Source organism: Streptomyces sp. NPDC060232, from assembly GCF_042726555.1.
Classification (GTDB): Bacteria; Actinomycetota; Actinomycetes; order Streptomycetales; family Streptomycetaceae; genus Streptomyces.
The window spans coordinates 196666-213353 of sequence record NZ_JBHXAG010000011.1; the positions used below are offsets into that span (position 1 = coordinate 196666).

The 16688-nt window shown below is 74.6% G+C and carries 16 protein-coding genes and 1 tRNA gene; 7 read left to right on the plus strand and 10 right to left on the minus strand.

The annotated features are described in order from the left end of the window. Nucleotides 1-414, plus strand: coding sequence for a peptide-methionine (R)-S-oxide reductase MsrB (gene msrB / locus ACFWFZ_RS18395; RefSeq protein WP_030847745.1), 414 nt, complete (start codon nt 1-3; stop codon nt 412-414). Between the two features lie 160 nt (nt 415-574). Here the strand turns inward: msrB and ACFWFZ_RS18400 are convergent, their stop codons facing one another. Next, entirely contained in the window at nt 575-898 is a 324-nt protein-coding gene (locus tag ACFWFZ_RS18400; RefSeq protein WP_387123516.1) for a hypothetical protein, read from the minus strand. Nucleotides 899-1266: 368 nt separating this feature from the next. Between ACFWFZ_RS18400 and ACFWFZ_RS18405 the strand changes: the two genes are divergently transcribed. From ACFWFZ_RS18405 to ACFWFZ_RS18420, 4 genes are read left to right on the plus strand one after another with little or no spacing between them, the layout of a single operon-like run. Further along, nucleotides 1267-3648: a nitrate- and nitrite sensing domain-containing protein gene (locus ACFWFZ_RS18405; protein ID WP_387123518.1), complete on the plus strand. Its 2382-nt coding sequence runs from the start codon at nt 1267-1269 to the stop codon at nt 3646-3648. Then, nucleotides 3645-4064 (plus strand): roadblock/LC7 domain-containing protein, encoded by a 420-nt coding sequence (locus tag ACFWFZ_RS18410; protein WP_030651655.1) that lies wholly within the window; start codon nt 3645-3647, stop codon nt 4062-4064. The genes ACFWFZ_RS18405 and ACFWFZ_RS18410 overlap by 4 nt, the downstream gene beginning before the upstream one ends. Next, nucleotides 4064-4432, plus strand: coding sequence for a DUF742 domain-containing protein (locus ACFWFZ_RS18415; RefSeq protein ID WP_387123520.1), 369 nt, complete (start codon nt 4064-4066; stop codon nt 4430-4432). Before ACFWFZ_RS18410 ends, ACFWFZ_RS18415 begins: the two co-directional genes overlap by 1 nt. After that, nucleotides 4419-5030: an ATP/GTP-binding protein gene (locus ACFWFZ_RS18420; protein WP_387123522.1), complete on the plus strand. Its 612-nt coding sequence runs from the start codon at nt 4419-4421 to the stop codon at nt 5028-5030. The genes ACFWFZ_RS18415 and ACFWFZ_RS18420 overlap by 14 nt, the downstream gene beginning before the upstream one ends. Here the strand turns inward: ACFWFZ_RS18420 and ACFWFZ_RS18425 are convergent. From ACFWFZ_RS18425 to ACFWFZ_RS18445, 5 genes are all read right to left on the minus strand, one after another. Next, nucleotides 5020-5934 (minus strand): NAD-dependent epimerase/dehydratase family protein, encoded by a 915-nt coding sequence (locus ACFWFZ_RS18425; RefSeq protein ID WP_387123524.1) that lies wholly within the window; start codon nt 5932-5934, stop codon nt 5020-5022. The genes ACFWFZ_RS18420 and ACFWFZ_RS18425 overlap by 11 nt on opposite strands. Next, the gene (locus tag ACFWFZ_RS18430) at nt 5931-7211 is read right to left on the minus strand and encodes a cytochrome P450 (RefSeq protein ID WP_387123526.1); all 1281 of its coding nucleotides are present in this window, start codon (nt 7209-7211) and stop codon (nt 5931-5933) included. Before ACFWFZ_RS18430 ends, ACFWFZ_RS18425 begins: the two co-directional genes overlap by 4 nt. A gap of 127 nt (nt 7212-7338) precedes the next feature. Then, nucleotides 7339-8820, minus strand: a complete 1482-nt coding sequence (locus ACFWFZ_RS18435) for an AMP-binding protein (RefSeq protein ID WP_387123528.1) — start codon at nt 8818-8820, stop codon at nt 7339-7341. After that, on the minus strand, nt 8820-9554 hold the full coding sequence (locus ACFWFZ_RS18440; protein WP_387123611.1) for a glycosyltransferase: 735 nt from the start codon (nt 9552-9554) through the stop codon (nt 8820-8822). Before ACFWFZ_RS18440 ends, ACFWFZ_RS18435 begins: the two co-directional genes overlap by 1 nt. A 5-nt stretch (nt 9555-9559) precedes the next feature. Then, nucleotides 9560-10582, minus strand: a complete 1023-nt coding sequence (locus ACFWFZ_RS18445) for a 3-oxoacyl-ACP synthase III family protein (RefSeq protein ID WP_387123530.1) — start codon at nt 10580-10582, stop codon at nt 9560-9562. Nucleotides 10583-10922: 340 nt separating this feature from the next. Between ACFWFZ_RS18445 and ACFWFZ_RS18450 the strand changes: the two genes are divergently transcribed. Further along, on the plus strand, nt 10923-12983 hold the full coding sequence (locus ACFWFZ_RS18450) for a phosphocholine-specific phospholipase C (protein ID WP_387123532.1): 2061 nt from the start codon (nt 10923-10925) through the stop codon (nt 12981-12983). On the opposite strand, the gene ACFWFZ_RS18455 is transcribed toward ACFWFZ_RS18450, so the two are convergent. Then, nucleotides 12970-13182 carry a hypothetical protein gene (locus ACFWFZ_RS18455; protein ID WP_387123534.1) on the minus strand — a complete coding sequence of 71 codons (213 nt, stop codon included), beginning with the start codon at nt 13180-13182 and terminating at the stop codon, nt 12970-12972. The genes ACFWFZ_RS18450 and ACFWFZ_RS18455 overlap by 14 nt on opposite strands. Nucleotides 13183-13255: 73 nt before the next feature. On the opposite strand from ACFWFZ_RS18455, the gene ACFWFZ_RS18460 reads away from it, so the two are divergent. Beyond that, entirely contained in the window at nt 13256-14017 is a 762-nt protein-coding gene (locus tag ACFWFZ_RS18460) for an alpha/beta fold hydrolase (RefSeq protein WP_387123536.1), read from the plus strand. Between the two features lie 49 nt (nt 14018-14066). Here ACFWFZ_RS18460 and ACFWFZ_RS18465 read toward each other — a convergent pair. The 3 genes from ACFWFZ_RS18465 to treZ all read right to left on the minus strand — a co-directional run bounded on the left by ACFWFZ_RS18465 (nt 14067) and on the right by treZ (nt 16655). Beyond that, nucleotides 14067-14139, minus strand: a tRNA-His gene (locus tag ACFWFZ_RS18465). A 128-nt stretch (nt 14140-14267) separates the two neighbouring features. Next, the gene (locus ACFWFZ_RS18470; RefSeq protein ID WP_387123538.1) at nt 14268-14411 is read right to left on the minus strand and encodes a hypothetical protein; all 144 of its coding nucleotides are present in this window, start codon (nt 14409-14411) and stop codon (nt 14268-14270) included. A 495-nt stretch (nt 14412-14906) separates the two neighbouring features. Further along, a complete protein-coding gene (gene treZ / locus ACFWFZ_RS18475) occupies nt 14907-16655 on the minus strand; it encodes a malto-oligosyltrehalose trehalohydrolase (protein WP_387123540.1) in 1749 nt (582 codons plus the stop codon). Nucleotides 16656-16688 lie beyond the last annotated feature (33 nt).

A 16688-nucleotide genomic window follows, 5' to 3' on the forward strand; every position in this document is an offset into this window, starting at 1 on the left:
ATGTCGTACGAGGTCGAGAAGACGGACGAGCAGTGGCAGGCGGAGCTGACCCCGTCCGAGTACCAGGTGCTGCGCCTCGCCGGCACCGAGCCGGCCTTCCGCGGTGAGTACACCGACACCAAGACGGAGGGCGTCTACTCCTGTCGCGGCTGCGGCGCCGAACTGTTCCGCTCCTCGGAGAAGTTCGACTCGCACTGCGGCTGGCCGTCCTTCTTCGACCCGAAGGACACCGACGCGGTCGAACTGCTCGCCGACACCTCGCACGGCATGGTCCGCACCGAGGTCCGCTGCGCGAAGTGCGGCTCCCACCTGGGACACGTCTTCGAGGGCGAGGGCTACCCGACGCCCACCGACCAGCGGTACTGCATCAACAGCATCTCGCTGCGCCTGACCCCGGCCCCCGACGCGGGCTGACCCGCAGGACGCCTCAGCAGGCCCCGGGCTTTCCGGGGACGACCGGGCCTTCCCGGCCCCGCACGGGGGCCGGGAAGGCCCGCCTCGTGTCCGCGAGCGGACGCGGCGCGGGCTCAGGCCCGGACGGGGCGCGGGCTCAGGCCCGGACGCCCGGGCGGGTTCAGCCGCTGCACTGGGTCAGTTCGCCGCCCTGGCGGACGCTGTACTGCCCGGGCGGCACGTTCATGACCTGGAAGCCGCCGTTCTCGGCGATCTCGACCGTGCCGCCGAAGCCGGCCGACCCGTACACGTAGGCCGGGCCAGGGGTGAAGCCGCCGCCGGACAGGTGCACCTTCCCGTTCTCCAGGACCCCGGAGGTCGAACACGTCGCGGCCGGGACCGCGGCCGGCGGGGTGTGCGGGACCGCCGCGAGGGCGCTGGGGGCGGCGACGAACGAGGCGGCCACGAGGGGACCGAGGACGAGGAGCCGTGTGCGCCGGTTCATGAGTTTTCCTTACCGGGAGGAATCGGGAGGCCGCGCGCCGCGCGCCGCGGGCGGGGCCGCCTTTCCATCGTCACCCCGCCCCCTGACCGGTGCGACCGGAGGGGCGGCTGGCCGGAACCGGACGCGGATGGTGTCGAGGACATCGCGGTTCGGTTCCGATCCGGTCTCTGGCCTGGGGTGATCCACCGGCGATAGCACGTACGACCTTCGAAGACACCTCTCCGTTTCTTCCGTCTGTCTGGTTATGATCGCCCCCTCACATCCCGTCACGACCACACCGGTTGTGTCCGTCCCCTCAGCAGTGCCCTGCCCGGTCAGGCTGTTCGGCCACCCCTGACGTCCCCAGTCGCCCCCGCTCCCGAGGACCGATGTCTCCCATAGAACCCGAAGGCGTACGAGGGCAGTCGACGACGCGTCGGTGGCGCACCGTACGCCTGCGCACCCTCCTCATCTGGCTGGCAGTGGTCCCCACCGTGGCGATGGGCACCCAAGTCACGGTGACCGCCGACCGGTTGCTGGAGCAGTCCGCGCAGCTGCGCGCCGACGTCGAGGCCGCCGAGCGGGTCGGCGCACCCCTCTACACGCTCATGGTCGACATGCAGGCCGAGCGGACGGCGACCGCGGCCCAGTGGGCGGGCACCGAAGGGGCCGAGGGCGAACTGCGCGTACGGCGCGCCGCCACGGACTCGGCCGCGGCCGAGTTCGGCCGGCTCGCCGACGACCCGTCGAGGTCCTTCGTCGAAGTGACCCGGCAGCTCGGGAAACTGGCCGCCTACCGCCAGCGCGCGGACACCCGCAGCGGCGCCGCCGACAGCACCCTCGCCTACTACTCCGAGGTCATCGGCAAGGTCATCCAGGTCTACCAGCAGGAGTTCAGCCACGCCGAGGACGCCGAACTCGCCCAGGCGAGCCGCCCCGTGGTCTCGATGCTCCAGGCCACCGAGATGGTGGCGCGCGAGGACACCGTACTGGCCCTCGCCGGGCCGTCCGGGGAACTGAGCTTCGTCGGCTACGACCAGTTCGTCAGCTCCCTGGGAGCCCAGCGCTACCTGCACGAAGCGTTGATCGTGCCGCACCTGACGGCGCGGGACGAGCGGTTCTACGAGCGGGTCGTCGGATCCGAGGACTGGCAGGCGAAGACACGCATCGAGAACGCGGTCCTCTCCGGGCACAAGGACACCGACACGGGCATCAGGGTGCCCGCCGAGGTCCGCGGCTGGAAGTCCGCCCACGCCAACTTCTCCGTCCAGATGACCACCCTCAACATCGACCTGGCGCGCTCGGTGCTCGCCCGCGGCGAGGCCAAGGCCGCGGAGCTGCAGACCGAGGTCGCCTGGCTGATCGCCGGCAGCGGCGGCGGACTGCTGGCCGTCGTCGTCGTGGTCGTCTTCACCACCCGGTCGGTCCTGCGCCGCCTGCGCGAACTGCACGAGCGCACGGTGACCGTGGCCGAGGAGACCCTCCCCGACGTCGTCGCCAGGCTCCAGCGCGGACAGACCGTGGACCCCGAGGCCCTGCCGGCCGTGAGCGGGGACCGCGACGAGGTCGGGCGCATCAGCGACGCCTTCGCCCGCGCCGTCGCCGTATCGGTCGACGGACACCGCCGGCTCGCCGCCGAGCGCCACGGGTTCGGACTGTTCGCCTCGGGTATCGCCTCGCGCACCGGGAACCTCGTCAGCCGCCAGCTGAGCCTGACCGAGGACATCCAGGACACCTTCGGCCACGACGAGGCACTGCTGGTCCAGCTGATGCGGTCCGACCAGCTGACGGTCGGCATGCGGCGGCAGATCGAGAACCTCCTCATCCTGGCGGGCGGCGAGGTCCCCGACCCGCACACCGAGCCCATGCGCGTCGCCGACCTGCTGCGCGAAGCCGCCGCGGAGGTCGAGGACTTCCGGCGCATCGAGCGTCAGGCCCTCGACGAGACCAGTGTGGAACCGGGCGCCATCAGCCAGATCAGCCACCTGCTGGCCGAACTGCTGGACAACGCCACCCGGTTCTCCCCGCCCAAGTCCAAGGTGGTCATCCGCGCCGAACTCGTCGCGGACGGGCTGACGGTCGAGATCGAGGACCGCGGGCCGCGCGTGAGCCCCGAGCGGTACGAGGAGATGAACGGGCGCCTGCACCAGGCACCGCCGTACTCCGTCCTCGCGCAGAACGCGCACCGGCTCGGCCTCTTCGTCGTGGGCCACCTCGCCGACCAGCTCGGCGCCACGGTCACCCTGCGCCGCTCGGTGTACGGCGGGACCTGCGCGGTGGTGGTCCTCCCCGCCGAACTGCTGCTGCCGACCGAGGGGGAGACCCCGCGCGAGCCCGCCCGCCGCGAACCCGCGGCCCCGGCCGTGGAAACGGCTGTGGAACCGACTGTGGCCCCGGCGGCGGAGCCCGAGTCCGCTTCGGCCGAGTCCGCTACGGACGCACCCGCTGCGCCGGGCCCCGCCGCGGACCGCGAGCGCGAGCCGGTGGCGCACACGAGCGCCGGACTGCCCAGCCGCCGTACGAAGACGCCCCGGCCCACGCCTGCCGCCGTACCCGCGGCCCGCTCGGCCGCGGCGGCCGCCCCCGCGCGGCCGGCCCTCCCCGAGCGCGTCCCGCAGACCCACCTCGCCGACCAACTGCGCGCGCCCCACGCGCCGGAAACACAGGTTCCCCAGGACACCGCGACACCCGAAGAGGTCGCCGACGCCTGGGCGGACTACGAACAGGGGACCCAGACAGTGGAAGAAGAGCTCCGACGGGATCAGCCATGACCACCTCATCGAACACCGCGGCATCCAACGACGCGATCTACAGCGTCCTCGACAACAACCTGAGCAGAATCGCCGGCATCCAGGGAGCCGTGCTCCTGTCCAACGACGGCATCCGGCTCAGCGCCTACCTGCTGGACCAGCCCCAGGCCGAGCGCATGGCGGCCGCCGCCTCCGGCATCGCCTCCACGATGAAGGCGATATCCCGGGAGATCGACGGCGGCCGCGTCATCCGCCAGCTCGTCGAGATGGACGACAGGTACCTCTGCATCGTCGGGTGCGGGGAGGGCAGCACGCTCATCGTGGTGACCTCCCGCAAGGCCCGCCTCGGCGAACTGGGCGGCGAGGCCGTACGCACCGCGCAGGCGCTCGGCGAATGGCTGGGTACCCCCGAGCGCGGCCAGGTGCCGAACCCGTAATGCCGCAGGACGAGCCGCAGCCCGCAAGCCGCCGCCGTACGCGGCTGTACGCCCTCACCGACGGCCGTACGGCCGCTGCGCACACCGTCCTGACCATGGACACCACCATCACGGCGGCGGCCGCCGACGACGCGCACGGGGCACTCCCCACCGAGTGGCAGGAGATCCTCGACCTGTGCGCGCCGCCGGGCGGGCGCGCGGTCGCGGAGATAGCGGCGCGGATGCACATCCGCCTCACCCCGATGACGCTGCTCCTCGGCGAACTCGCCGACCGCGGGCTGATCACCCACCGGCCGCCCCTGGCGGCCTCCGACACCACCGACGTCAACCTGCTCATGAGAATCAGGGACAGCCTTGCCCGGATATGACACGCCCGCCACACCCGCCCCGGGGGAACCGGCCCCGGTCAAGATCCTCATCGCCGGCGGATTCGGGGTCGGCAAGACCACCCTGGTGGAGACGATCTCCGAGATCGAGCCGCTGCGTACGGAGGAGCGGCTGACGGCCGCGGGCGTCGGCGTCGACGACCTCGACGGCATCGAGTCCAAGAACCTCACCACCGTGGCGATGGACTTCGGCCGGATCACGCTCACCGACGCGGGCATCGTCCTCTACCTGTTCGGCACACCGGGCCAGGAACGCTTCTGGTTCATGTGGGACGACCTCCTCGGCGGCGCCCTCGGGGCGATCGTGCTGGTCGACACGCGGCGCCTCGACCGCAGCTTCCCGGCCGTCGACTTCTTCGAGAGCCGCGGCCTGCCCTTCGTGGTCGGCGCGAACTGCTTCCACGGCGAACAGCCCTACACCGCCGAGGAGATCGGGGCGGCCCTGCACCTGCGGGATCCGAACACGCCCGTCCTCATGCTCGACGCCCGCTCGCGCACGGACGTCCGCGCGTCCCTGCTCGCGCTGCTCGACCTCCTCATCGACCAGGCCCGGCAGACCCCGGCCCCCGTCACCGGCTGACCATCCCGGCCCCGGCCGCCACGACGTCTCCCAGGTGGTCCGCCAGGGTGCGGCGCGGGAGCCAGCCCTGGGCGCGGGCCCGGGTCAGGTCCAGGACCACCGGGTGGGCCAGCTGGTCCACCGCGTAGCGGCTCAGGGCCGGCTCGGCGGTGGGCAGCGCCTCCGCGACCCGGGCCGCCGTACGGGCCACCCGCAGCGGCAGGTGCCGGATGCGGGCGCGGACGCCGTGCGCGTCCAGCACCGCGCGGACCGCGGCGTCCCGCCCGTACGCCTGCCCGTCGGCGATGTTGTACGCCCCCGGCGGCCAGGCCGCGGCCGCGAGGCAGGCATCCGCCAGGTTCTCCACCGCCGTCAGGCTCAGCCGCACGTCCGGGCCCGGCAGCAGCAGGGTGCCCGCCCGGACCCGGGACAGCAGCCGCGGCAGCAGCGTGGTGTCGCCCGGCCCGTACACGGCCCGCGGGCGCAGCACCACCGCCCCGGCGGCCAGCGCCAGGGCCTCGCCGGCGGCCTTCGTACGGCCGTAGGCGTTCAACTGGCCGGCGCGCGGATGGTCCTCGCCGACCAGGGAGCGGTCCGGCCGCGGATCGTAGACGCTGGCACTGCTCACCCACACCACCGGCCGGCCCGCCGCGGCCCGCAGCAGCCGCTCGGTGCCGGCGACGTTGACCTCGCGCATCAGCGCCTCCGCCGCGGAGCCGGGGGAGGGGTCGCCGACCGCCGCCGCGCAGTGCACCACCACGCTGACCCCGGTGAGGTCCGGGTCGCCCGCGGCCGCGTCCCAGAACCGGTGCTCGCCCACCGGCCCCGGCCTGCGCCCCAGACCCACCACCCGCGCGCCGGCCGCCGCCGCGGCGCGCGCCACGTGCCCTCCGCAGAAGCCGCTCGCGCCCGTGACCGCGATCACGATGCCGCCCGTACGCACAGCGTCCGCCAGCCCGGCAGCGCCGCACCCCGGTCCACCCGGGCCCGCGTCACCACCGGCCGGTACGGGGCCAGCGCCGCCAGTACGTCGGCCAGCTGGACGGCCGCCAGCCGGGCTCCGGGGCACGCGTGCGCCCCGGCCCCGAACACCAGCCGGGACAGGGCCGGTCCCGCCGGATCGTGGGCGTCCGGGTCGCGCCGGTGCGCCTCGGCGGCATGCCGGGCGACCAGCAGCAGCCGGTCGCCGGCCCGCACCGGGCAGCCGCCGACCGTGCCGTCCGCGGCGGCCACCCGCGGCAGCAGCGGCGAGGCCGCGGTGACCCGCAGCAGCTCGGCCGCCAGGGCCGGGCGCAGCGTCTCGTCGCCGGCCCGGTCCCACAGTCCGGCGTCGGCGCACCAGGCCACGGCCCGCGGCAGCGCCGCGACCGTGGTGTTCACGGCGGCCACCGCCACCATCGCGGCCAGTGCGCCGTCGGCGTGGCCCGGAGCGTGCGCGGGCAGTTCCGCCGGCTCGGCGGGGTCCCGCTCGGCGGGGTCCGGAACGCATCCGTGCCGTGCCGTCGACCGTCGATGCTCCCCACGCGCCTCTTCCGCCGCCTCGCCGGCCCACGCACCGGACTCCGCCGAGCCCGCCCTCCGGGCTGCGGGCACCACATCGCGGACACTCCCCAGCAGGCCGCCCAGCCGTCCGGCGGCCCGGGCCGCGGCGGCCTCCGCGCGCGGGCGGCGCGGCCCCGGCAGGTGGCTGCGTACGGACGCGGCCGCGGCCTCGGCGGCGGCCCGCGCGACCTCGCACGGGTCGGCGCCGGAGCCCAGCAGCGCGCACACCACCGTCCCGGACAGTTCGCGGGCCAGCTCGACGAGGTCCACCTCCCCGCCCCCGGAGAGCGGCGCGAGATGCCGTGCGAGCAGGGGCTGCCACCGCACCCGCAGGTCCTCCACGCCGGACGCGCCGAGGCGGCCGGCCAGCTCCCGCCGGTCCGACCGGTGCTCCGTGCCCTCCTGGTCGAAGAGCACACCCCCGTCTCCCGCCAGCGCGGAACGCGCGGCGGCACCCGTGGTGCCCTCGGCGGTCCGGTCGAGCGGCAGCCTGGTCAGGGCCTGCCGGTAGGCGTCCGTGCCGTGCACCAGCAGGGTGCCGCCGATCCGGCGGACGGGCCGTCCGCGCGTCGCGGCGAGCAGTCCGAAGAGCACGGGGTGGCCGCCCAGGTAGACCCGGCGGTCGCGGCGACGCGCCCGGGCGTGGGACGTGGGGCTCATCAGGGCCATCAGGGCGTTGCCTCCGTGGATCGGCCGGCCGGGAAGGCCGGGGAGAGGGCTCCGGGTGCGGCAGCGGCCACCCACCCGGTCCCGGTCCGGCGGCGGGGCCCCGGACCGGCGGCGCGGGTCATCGCGCCGGGCTCAGGCGTCGCGCCGCCAGGGCGGCCGTCGCCGCCCGGTCCGGCTTGCGCGAGCGCCCCGACAGCGGGATCCGGGCGAGGAGCACCTCGTCGGGCCGGGCCGTGCCCATCCGGGCGACCGGCTCCGACAGGGCCGCGCGCAGGGCCGGTTCGTCCGCGCCGCGCTGCGGCTGTACGACGGCGACGAGGCGTTCGTCGCCGTCGCCCGCCGGGATCCCGACGAGCACCGCCAGCTCCACCCCCGGCACGTGCAGGGCGGGCTCGTACAGGCCCGGGTAGATGTTCTCGGCCCGGCGCAGCACCATGTCCTTGCACCGGCCCTCCAGGACGATCCGGCCCGCGGCGTCCAGCCGCGCCCGGTCACCCGTACGCACCCACGGATCGGGTTCCTCGCCGAGGTAGCGGTGGCGGGCCGCCGGCCCGGCCAGCAGCAGCTGGCCCTCGTCGTCCCGGTCGGCCCGTACGCCGGGCAGCGGAGCCCCGACCAGGTCCCCGGCCCCCTCGAAAGCGGACTTCTCCCGGGACTCCACCGCGGCGGCGGGGAACAGCTCGGTGAGCGCGTACACGCCCCAGGCCTCGGCCGCGCCCGCGTCCCGTACGCGTTCCAGCAGCCCGGCGCCGGCCGGGGCGGAGCCCGTCCACACCCGGCCGTGGAAGCGGGCGCCCGCGCCCAGCGCGTCCCGCAGCCGGGGCGGGGTCAGATAGCTGTCTGCGGGCCGCAGCCGGTGCAACTGCCGGGCCAGCAGCCGGGCGTTGCCGGCCGGCAGGGCCACGGCGGCACCCCGGGTCAGGGAGGGGACGAGGACGAAGAAGGTACCGCCGAGCACCGGCTCGTCCCCGCGGGCGTCGAAGAGGGACGAGACCGTGGCCATGCCGGCCGACAGGCTCGCCCGGGTGTGCACCACGGCCCGCGGCCTGGAGGTGGTCCCGGAGGTGAACACGATCACCGCGTCGGCGTCGCCGTCCACGGCGGCGTGCGCCGGCACCCCGAGCCGGGGCGCCCCCAGGTCCAGCGAGGGCGCGCCCCCCGGCAGCCGGGGCCCGACCGTGGCCACCGGCCCCAGGCCCGCCAGGTCGGGCAGGGCGAGTCCGGCCCGGCGGGCCAGCGGCCGGGCCCAGCCCGCCACCGCCTGCGCGGCCGCGTCGGCCAGTACCAGCGCGGGCTTGGCCAGCGCGAGGCGGGCCCGCAGTACGTCGGGTCCGGCGCCGGGGTCCAGTACGGCCCCGCGCAGTCCGAGCCGCCACAGCGCGAGCAGGACGGCGAGGGCCCGCGGCCCGGGGCGCACGGCGACCCCGACGGTGTCCCCGGCGCGCAGCCCGCGCGCGTGCAGGGCCGCGGCGAACGCGTCCGCCAGCTCGGCGAGTTCGCCGCGGGTGGCCCGCACCCTGGGCGCGCCGGTACGGGTCGCGGTGAGCACGGCGGGCCGCTCGGGGCGGCTGCGCAGCGCGTGGTCGAGTCGGTCCAACATCAGCGGGGGTCGTCCGTTCCGTGCGGTCCGCTGCCCTGGTCCAGGTACCAGCGGGCGGTGCCGGCGATCCCGTAGGCCCGCAGGCGCCGCGTCGAGTTCTCCACGACCATCTCCCGGCAGTGGAATATCCGGTCGGTGTGGCGGCGTACGGCGTTGAGGAACAGCCGGTCGGTCGGCGAGGGGCGCCGCGGCATGCCGCCGACGGCCAGGTACAGCTCGGCGGTGATCGCCATGTTGTTCCCGGCGTGCATGCGGTACGGGGCCCGGTAGCCGTGGCGGCGGGCGTGCCGCGGCCGCAGCCGCCCGAAGAGCGCGGCGAGCGCCACCAGCATCCCGAAACCGGCCCGGCCCACCGGGCCGTGCTCGTCGCGCCGGGCCGTGATCCGCCCGCACACCAGCCCGGGGCGGCGGGTGAGCGCGCTCCGCGCGGCCGCCGTCCAGCCGGGCCGGGGCAGGCAGTCGGCGTCGGTGCGGGCGAGGAGCGCCGCGCCCCGGCCGATCGCGTACCGGAAACCGGTGTCCACGGCGGAGCCGACACCCTTCTCGGGCTCCTCGATCACCTCCACCGGGAAGGGCGCGGTGGCCGCGAACCGGCGGGCGACGGCGCCCGTGCCGTCCGCCGACGCGTTGTCGACGACGAGCAGGGTGAAGTCCCGGTCCCGCTGCGCGGCGAGCGCCCGCAGGGTGTCCGCGAGCCGGGCCTCCTCCTCGTGCGCGGGCACCACGACCCACATGCGGTTCACGACTTCTCCCAGACCATCGTCATGATGCTGATGCCGCCGCCCAGGCCGACGAACAGCACCCGCTCGCCCGGCGCCAGCTGCGGGAACACGCGGTCCAGCTGCACCCCGATGCTCGCGCTGGCCACGTTGCCGAGCTCCGGCACGGTCACCACCAGCTTGTCGGCGGGCACCCCGGTCAGTTCGGCGAACCGCTCCAGGTAGGGGACCGTCACCTGGTGCACGAGCACCTTCGCGAAGCCGTCCCACGACATCCCCGTACGGTGCAGTGTCCGGTCGATGACGGCTGTGCCCACCTTCTCGAAGACGCCGCGCAGTTCGTGCCCGTCGCCGCGGAAGTAGGTGTACGCGTCCCCGCGCGGGTGCCGCGAACCGCCGCCGGGTATGCCCCCGACCTCCCAGTGCTCCGAGTGGGTCTCGGTGTCCACGTCGAGGATGCCGCCGCGCTCCACCGCCTCGACCACGACGGCCGCGCCGGCGTCGCCGAAGGTGTAGCCGGCGAACCCGTCGCGCAGCTCCGCCGGTCCGGACGGGTCCTTGCGCACCGCCCGGCTGGGGGTCTCGCCGGTGACTACCAGGGCCCGCCGGGCCCGCCCGGCGAGGATCATCGAACGGGCGAGGTCGATGCCGTTCACGAAGCTGTTGCAGGCGTTGGTGACGTCCAGCGCGTGGGCCCGCGAGCCCAGCTCCGCCTGCACGATGTGCGCGGTCGCCGGCTCGACCATGTCCCGGGAGGCGGAGGCGAAGAGCAGCAGGTCGATGTCGAGGGGGGAGAGCGAGGCGGAGTCCAGCGCCCGGCGTGCGGCGCCCACGGCGAGCGTGGAGGCGTACACGCCCTCGCCCGCGACCCGGCGGGAGACGATCCCGGTGGCCTGCGTCAGCAGCCTCGGCGGCAGTGCCAGGCCACTGCGGCGCGCCACCTCCCCCTGAAGGGCCTCGGAGGAGACCACCTCGTCGGGCAGGAAGCTGCCGACGGCGGTCGGCCCGGCGCTGCGGGGCGGGTCACACGGCTCGATGAACATGTCCACACGATGGCAAGGGCGGGTGTGCCGGGGCCTGAGTACGGATGCTCAGGTAGCGGAGGTCCGGTGCGTGGTCCGGATGAGTAGGAACGCGTCGTTCCGGCCAAGTGGCCTGTTCGCGCCGTCTGTTGTGTGCGGGTGGTTCGCCGTACCCTCCCAGCGGCGCGGCAGCGGGCAGGCGGGACGTCGCGGACACGACCTCAGGGCCGTACCGCAGTGCCGTCCGTTCTCCAGGTGTACGGCGCGGTGTCACGCAGGCATCTCCGTCCGGTACCCCGGGACCGCTGTCCTTGGGGCGCCCCTCGACTCCCCCTCCCTCACCCCCCAGAGGTCGTCACCCATGGCAGAACTCGACCGTCGCAGGTTCCTGCAGATAGCCGGCGGTACGGCCGCCATCGCGATGCTGAACGACAGCGTCGCGCGGGCCGCCGCCATCCCGGCGCAGGGCACCACCGGAACCATTCAGGACATCGAGCACATCGTCGTCCTGATGCAGGAGAACCGGTCCTTCGACCACTACTTCGGCGCGATGAAGGGCGTCCGGGGCTTCGGCGACCCGCGGCCGGTGCTCCAGGACAACGGCAAGACGATCTTCCACCAGTCGAACGGCACCAAGGACATCCTGCCCTTCCACCCGCAGGTGGAAGACCTCGGCATGCAGTTCCTGACCGGCCTGGACCACGACTGGGCCGGCGGCCACCGGGCCTACAACAACGGCAAGTACAACAAATGGGTCCCGGCGAAGACCGCCACGACCATGTCGTACATGACGCGGAACGACATCCCGTTCCACTACGCCCTCGCCGACGCCTTCACGGTGTGCGACGCCTACCACTGCTCCTTCATCGGCGCCACGGACCCCAACCGCTACTACATGTGGACCGGCCACACCGGCAACGACGGCACGGGCGGCGGCCCGGTCCTCGGCAACCAGGAAGCCGGCTACGGCTGGAAGACCTACCCCGAGCGCCTGGAGTCCGCGGGGATCTCCTGGAAGGTCTACCAGGACATCGGCGACGGCCTGAACGCCGCCGGCTCCTGGGGCTGGATCAACGACGCCTTCCGCGGCAACTACGGCGACAACTCGCTGCTGTACTTCAACGCCTACCGCAACGCCCAGCCGGGCAGCCCCCTGTACGAGAAGGCCCGCACGGGCACCAACGCCAAGGCGGGCGAGGGCTACTTCGACCGGCTGCGCGCCGACGTGCTGGGCGGCACCCTGCCCCAGGTCTCCTGGATCGCCGCCCCCGAGGCGTTCAGCGAGCACTCCAACTGGCCGACGAACTTCGGCGCCTGGTACATCTCGCAGGTCCTGGACGCGCTGACGGCGAACCCGGCGGTGTGGGCGAAGACCGCCCTGTTCGTCACCTACGACGAGAACGACGGCTTCTTCGACCACGTGGTCCCGCCGTACCCGCCGGCCTCCTCCGCCTGGGGCCTGTCCACGGCCGACGTGTCGAGGGACCTCTACGCGGGCGGCGGCGGATACGCGGCCGGACCGTACGGGCTGGGCCCGCGCGTCCCGATGATCGTGGTCTCCCCGTGGAGCAAGGGCGGCTACGTCTGCTCCGAAACCTTCGACCACACCTCGGTGATCCGCTTCATGGAAAAGCGCTTCGGGGTGCACGAGCCGAACATCTCCCCGTGGCGCCGTGCCGTCTGCGGCGACCTGACCTCGGCCTTCGACTTCACCCGGGCCGACGCCGCACCCGCAGCGCTGCCGTCCACGGCCGCCTACGTCCCGCCGGACAAGGACCGCCACCCCTCCTACCACCCGACGCCGCCGACGACGGGCGCCCTGCCCCCGCAGGAGGCCGGGCCCAAGCCGACCCGCCCGCTCGGCTACGTCCCGTACGTGGACGGCGCCCGCACCGTCTCCACCGGCAAGTTCACCCTCACCTTCGCCTCCGGCCCGACCCTGGGCGCCCACTTCCACAGCACCTCGGGCAACCGCACGGACGGCCCCTGGCCCTACACCGTCGAGGCGGGCAAGACCCTGGTCGACACCTGGTCCACCAGCAGCTCCACCGGCCATCAGATCAACCTGACGGTGTGGGGCCCCAACGGCTTCCTGCGCACCTGGAAGGGCCCGGCGAAGAAGGCCGGCCCGGAGGTCACGGCCCGCCACGTGAGCGCCACCGGCGACCTGGCCCTGACGATGACCAACTCCGGCACGGCCGCGGTCAACCTCACCGTGACCAACTCCTACGGCGGCGCGGCCCAGACCTTCCGGGTCGGGGCCGGCGGCACGGTCACCCACACCGTGACCCTCGCCTCCACGGGCCGCTGGTACGACGTCAGGGTCGTCTCCGACCTCGACACCACCTTCCTGCGGCGCTTCGCCGGGCACGTGGAGACCGGCGCCCCGGGCGTCTCGGACCCGGCGATCAGGACCGCCTGATCCGGTCCTCCGGTGCGCGCAGCAGCCGCCGTTCCAGGACCGCCGGGTCCGCGGGGCGGTGGCTGCGGGCGTCCCGGACCTCGGCGGCCTCCTCGGGATCGGCGATCTCGTAGCCGCGCGGGTGACGGGGGTGCCGGGCCCCGTCGGGCCGGGAGAAGTCCCCCATGACCAGCCGGTCCGTGCGCGGTGTCGGGCTCACGGTGTGATGGGAGGCGCGATGGGCATGACGTACGGCGTCGGTTGTCACCACCTCCGTCACCGAGGGAGAACGCATGGCCATCGCCCACCGCCGGATCGGCACCGGACCCGTCCGCGTCATCGTGCTGCACGACTGGTTCGGTACGTCCGCCAACTGGGGCTCCGTGCTGGACCACCTCGACCCCGAGGAGTTCTCGTACGCCTTCCTCGACTACCGGGGCTACGGCGAACGCAGGGACGTCACCGGCCGCCACACCCTGCCCGAGATCGCCGACGACGTCCTCGCACTCGCCGACCAGCTCGGCTGGGACACCTTCTCCCTGCTCGGCCACTCCATGGGCGGCAAGGCCGCCCAGCAGGTCCTCGTCCGCGCGCCGCAGCGGATCGAGAAGCTCGTCGGGATCAACCCGGTCCCGGCCGCGCCGTACGCGATGGACGACGCCACCCACGCGCTCTTCTTCGGCGCCGCCGAGAACCCCGAGAACCGGCGCGCCATCCTCGACCGCGTCACCGGCAACCGGGCGAGCCGCCGCTGGATCGACGCGATGGTCGCCCACTCCCTGGAGGTCTCCCGGCCGGAGGCCTTCGCCGGCTACCTCGCGAGCTGGCAGTCCCTGGACCTGTCCGCCGCCGTCAAGGGCAACACGGTCCCGGTGCTCGTCCTGGTGGGGGAGTACGACCTCGCGCTCACCGCCGACGTGATGCGCGCCACCTGGCAGGTCTGGTACCCGAACTGCCGGATCCAGACGATCTCCGGCGCCGGGCACTACCCGCCGCACGAGACCCCCGTGGCCTTCGTCACCGAGGTGGAGGCCTTCCTCCGCGCCTGGCGGTGAACGAAAAAACCCCTGGGGCACGAGGAGACCTCGTGCCCCAGGGGAACAGGGTGAGTGACGGGACTTGAACCCGCGGCCACCTGGACCACAACCAGGTGCTCTACCAACTGAGCTACACCCACCACGAAGGGCAGCGGACCGCCCGTTCGATGTGCATGCACAGCATAGCCGATCTGCGGGGTGGTCCTGCGACCCCTTAGCCGGCCGACCGGCTCGCGGCCAGGGTGGCGGCGAGCCTGGCGCTACCCCCTCAGGACCGTCCGGCGGCGTGCGCGACGGCCGCGACGGCGAGGGCCGTGGTGATCGTGTGGGGCCTGGTCCCGTCCCCCCGGAGCTCCGGCTGGAAGAGCGCGGCCAGGAAGAACGCGTGCCCGGGCGGCTCCGCGACGCGCATCCGGCCGTCCTCGTCGTGCCCCGACAGGCGCAGCCCGTGCGCGATGAGGGCCGACAGGTGCCGCGGGGCGGGCCTCGTGGCGTCCGGGGCGCCCCGTCGTCGCAGGGGTGGCGCTCCGTGGACCGCTCAGCTCCGCTCCGCGCCGAGCGCGGCCTCGGCGGGCGAGCCGGGCTCCGCCCGTACGACCCCCTCGTGGCCGCCGGGCGAGCACGCGAGCGGGGTGATCGGCAGGACCGCCGCCCCGGGGTCGCTCTCGGCGTGCGTGACGCCGGCCGGGGTCTCCCGGCGGCCTCGGCCGCGGCGTCTTCGGAGCCGCCCGCGAGCTGGGCTCCACGCAGTCCGCCGTCTCCCCGCACATTGCCGCGCCGGAAGGGGACCTGCGGGCGGAGCCCCTCACCCGGCGGCCTGTCGCACCGACCCCGGCCGGGGTCGGCTCCTGGAGCACGCCGGACCGCTGCTGCCGCGGCCTCGCCGCCGTCGAGCGGGCCGGCGCGCTCAGGGGCCGAGGACCACCGCCGACTCGCCCGGCAGGTGGATCCGCCCGTCCGGGCCGGGGTGCGGGAGCGGCTCCCAGGACGCCAGCACCCGTACCCCGTTGCGGCCCAGGGCGATCGTCACCGGCTCGGCCGAGAGGTTCACGGCCACCCGTACGTCGCCCCGCCGGAAGGTGAGCCAGCGGCGCTCCTCGTCGTGGGCCACCCGGACCGCCGCCAGGTCCGGGTCGCGCAGGTCGGGGTGGGTGCGGCGGAGCGCGACCAGGGTGCGGTACCAGTCCAGCAGGCGGGCGTGGAGAGGCTGTTCGGGCTCCGACCAGTCCAGGCGGGAACGGTCGCGGGTGGCCGGGTCCTGCGGGTCGGGGATCTCCCCGGCCTTCCAGCCGTGCGCCGCGAACTCCCGGCGCCGGCCGGACCGCACCGCCTCCGCGAGCTCCGGATCGGGGTGGTCGGTGAAGTACTGCCACGGAGTGCGCGCGCCCCACTCCTCGCCCATGAACAGCATCGGTACGAAGGGCCCGGTCAGCGCAACCGTAGCCGCGCAGGCCAGGAGTCCGGGGGAGAGGGAGGCCGAGAGACGGTCGCCGAGCGCCCGGTTGCCGATCTGGTCGTGGGTCTGGGTGTAGCCGACGAACCGGTGGGCGGGGGTGCGGTGGTGGTCCACCGGCCGGCCGTGCGTGCGGCCCCGGAAGGACGACCAGGTCCCGTCGTGGAAGAAGACCCGGGTCAGGGTCTTGGCCAGGGCGCCCAGCGGGGCCTCGGCGAAGTCGGCGTAGTACGCCTGGGACTCGCCGGTCAGCGCGCAGTGCAGGGCGTGGTGGAAGTCGTCGTTCCACTGGGCCTGCAGACCCAGGCCCCCGGCGGAGCGCGGCGTGGTGGTGCGCGGGTCGCACCGGTCGGACTCGGCGATCAGGAACAGCGGCCGGCCGCTCTGCGCGGCGAGCCCGTCGACGGCCGCGGACAGCTCCTCCAGGAAGGTCAGCGCCCGCCCGTCCGCCAGCGCGTGCACGGCGTCGAGGCGCAGTCCGTCGATCCCGTAGTCGCGCAGCCAGGCCAGGGCGCTGCCGACGAGGTAGGCGCGCACCTCGTCGGAGCCGGGCGCGTCCAGGTTGACCGCCGAGCCCCACGGGGTGTGGTGGGTGTCGGTGAAGTACGGGCCGAAGGCCGGGAGGTGGTTGCCGGAGGGGCCGAGGTGGTTGTGCACCACGTCGAGGACCACCCCCAGCCCGGCCGCGTGCGCGGCGGCCGTGAACCGGGCCAGGCCGACCGGGCCGCCGTACGGCTCGTGCACCGCCCAGGGCGCGACCCCGTCGTAGCCCCAGCCGTGCCGGCCGGCGAAGGAGCACACCGGCATCAGTTCCACGTGCGTGACGCCGAGGGCGGTGAGGTGGCCGAGCCGGTCCGCGGCCGCGTCGAAGGTGCCCTCGGGGGTGAAGGTGCCGACGTGGAGCTCGTACAGGACCGCGTCCTGGAGCGGGACGCCCGGCGACGGGACGCGCTGCGGGGCGAGGGCCTCGAAGTCGACGACGGCCGACAGTCCGTCGGGTCCGTCCGGCAGCCGCCGGCCGCGCGGGTCGGGCAGCGGGCCGGTCTCCCCGTCCAGGAGGAAGCCGTAGCGGCTGCCGTCGCCTGCGGGGGCCTGCGCGGTCCACCAGCCGTCCCGGTCCGCATCGCGCGCCATGTCGTACGTCGCGTCGTCGAGCCGCAGCGCGACCCGTCCCGTCAGCGGTGCCCACACCTCGAACTGCACGGGCGGTCCCCTCGTCTGTCGGCGGTGTCCAGC

Bases quoted from the DNA above. Each gene is read 5' to 3' on its own strand.
- ACFWFZ_RS18410 (WP_030651655.1), top strand. From the start codon at position 3,645: ATGACCACCTCATCGAACACCGCGGCATCCAACGACGCGATCTACAGC.
- ACFWFZ_RS18445 (WP_387123530.1), bottom strand. From the start codon at position 10,582: ATGTTCATCGAGCCGTGTGACCCGCCCCGCAGCGCCGGGCCGACCGCC.
- ACFWFZ_RS18415 (WP_387123520.1), top strand. From the start codon at position 4,064: ATGCCGCAGGACGAGCCGCAGCCCGCAAGCCGCCGCCGTACGCGGCTG.
- msrB (WP_030847745.1), top strand. From the start codon at position 1: ATGTCGTACGAGGTCGAGAAGACGGACGAGCAGTGGCAGGCGGAGCTG.
- ACFWFZ_RS18405 (WP_387123518.1), top strand. From the start codon at position 1,267: ATGTCTCCCATAGAACCCGAAGGCGTACGAGGGCAGTCGACGACGCGT.
- ACFWFZ_RS18435 (WP_387123528.1), bottom strand. From the start codon at position 8,820: ATGTTGGACCGACTCGACCACGCGCTGCGCAGCCGCCCCGAGCGGCCC.
- ACFWFZ_RS18450 (WP_387123532.1), top strand. From the start codon at position 10,923: ATGGCAGAACTCGACCGTCGCAGGTTCCTGCAGATAGCCGGCGGTACG.
- ACFWFZ_RS18470 (WP_387123538.1), bottom strand. From the start codon at position 14,411: ATGCGCGTCGCGGAGCCGCCCGGGCACGCGTTCTTCCTGGCCGCGCTC.
- ACFWFZ_RS18400 (WP_387123516.1), bottom strand. From the start codon at position 898: ATGAACCGGCGCACACGGCTCCTCGTCCTCGGTCCCCTCGTGGCCGCC.
- ACFWFZ_RS18440 (WP_387123611.1), bottom strand. From the start codon at position 9,554: ATGTGGGTCGTGGTGCCCGCGCACGAGGAGGAGGCCCGGCTCGCGGAC.
- ACFWFZ_RS18460 (WP_387123536.1), top strand. From the start codon at position 13,256: ATGGCCATCGCCCACCGCCGGATCGGCACCGGACCCGTCCGCGTCATC.
- ACFWFZ_RS18430 (WP_387123526.1), bottom strand. From the start codon at position 7,211: ATGAGCCCCACGTCCCACGCCCGGGCGCGTCGCCGCGACCGCCGGGTC.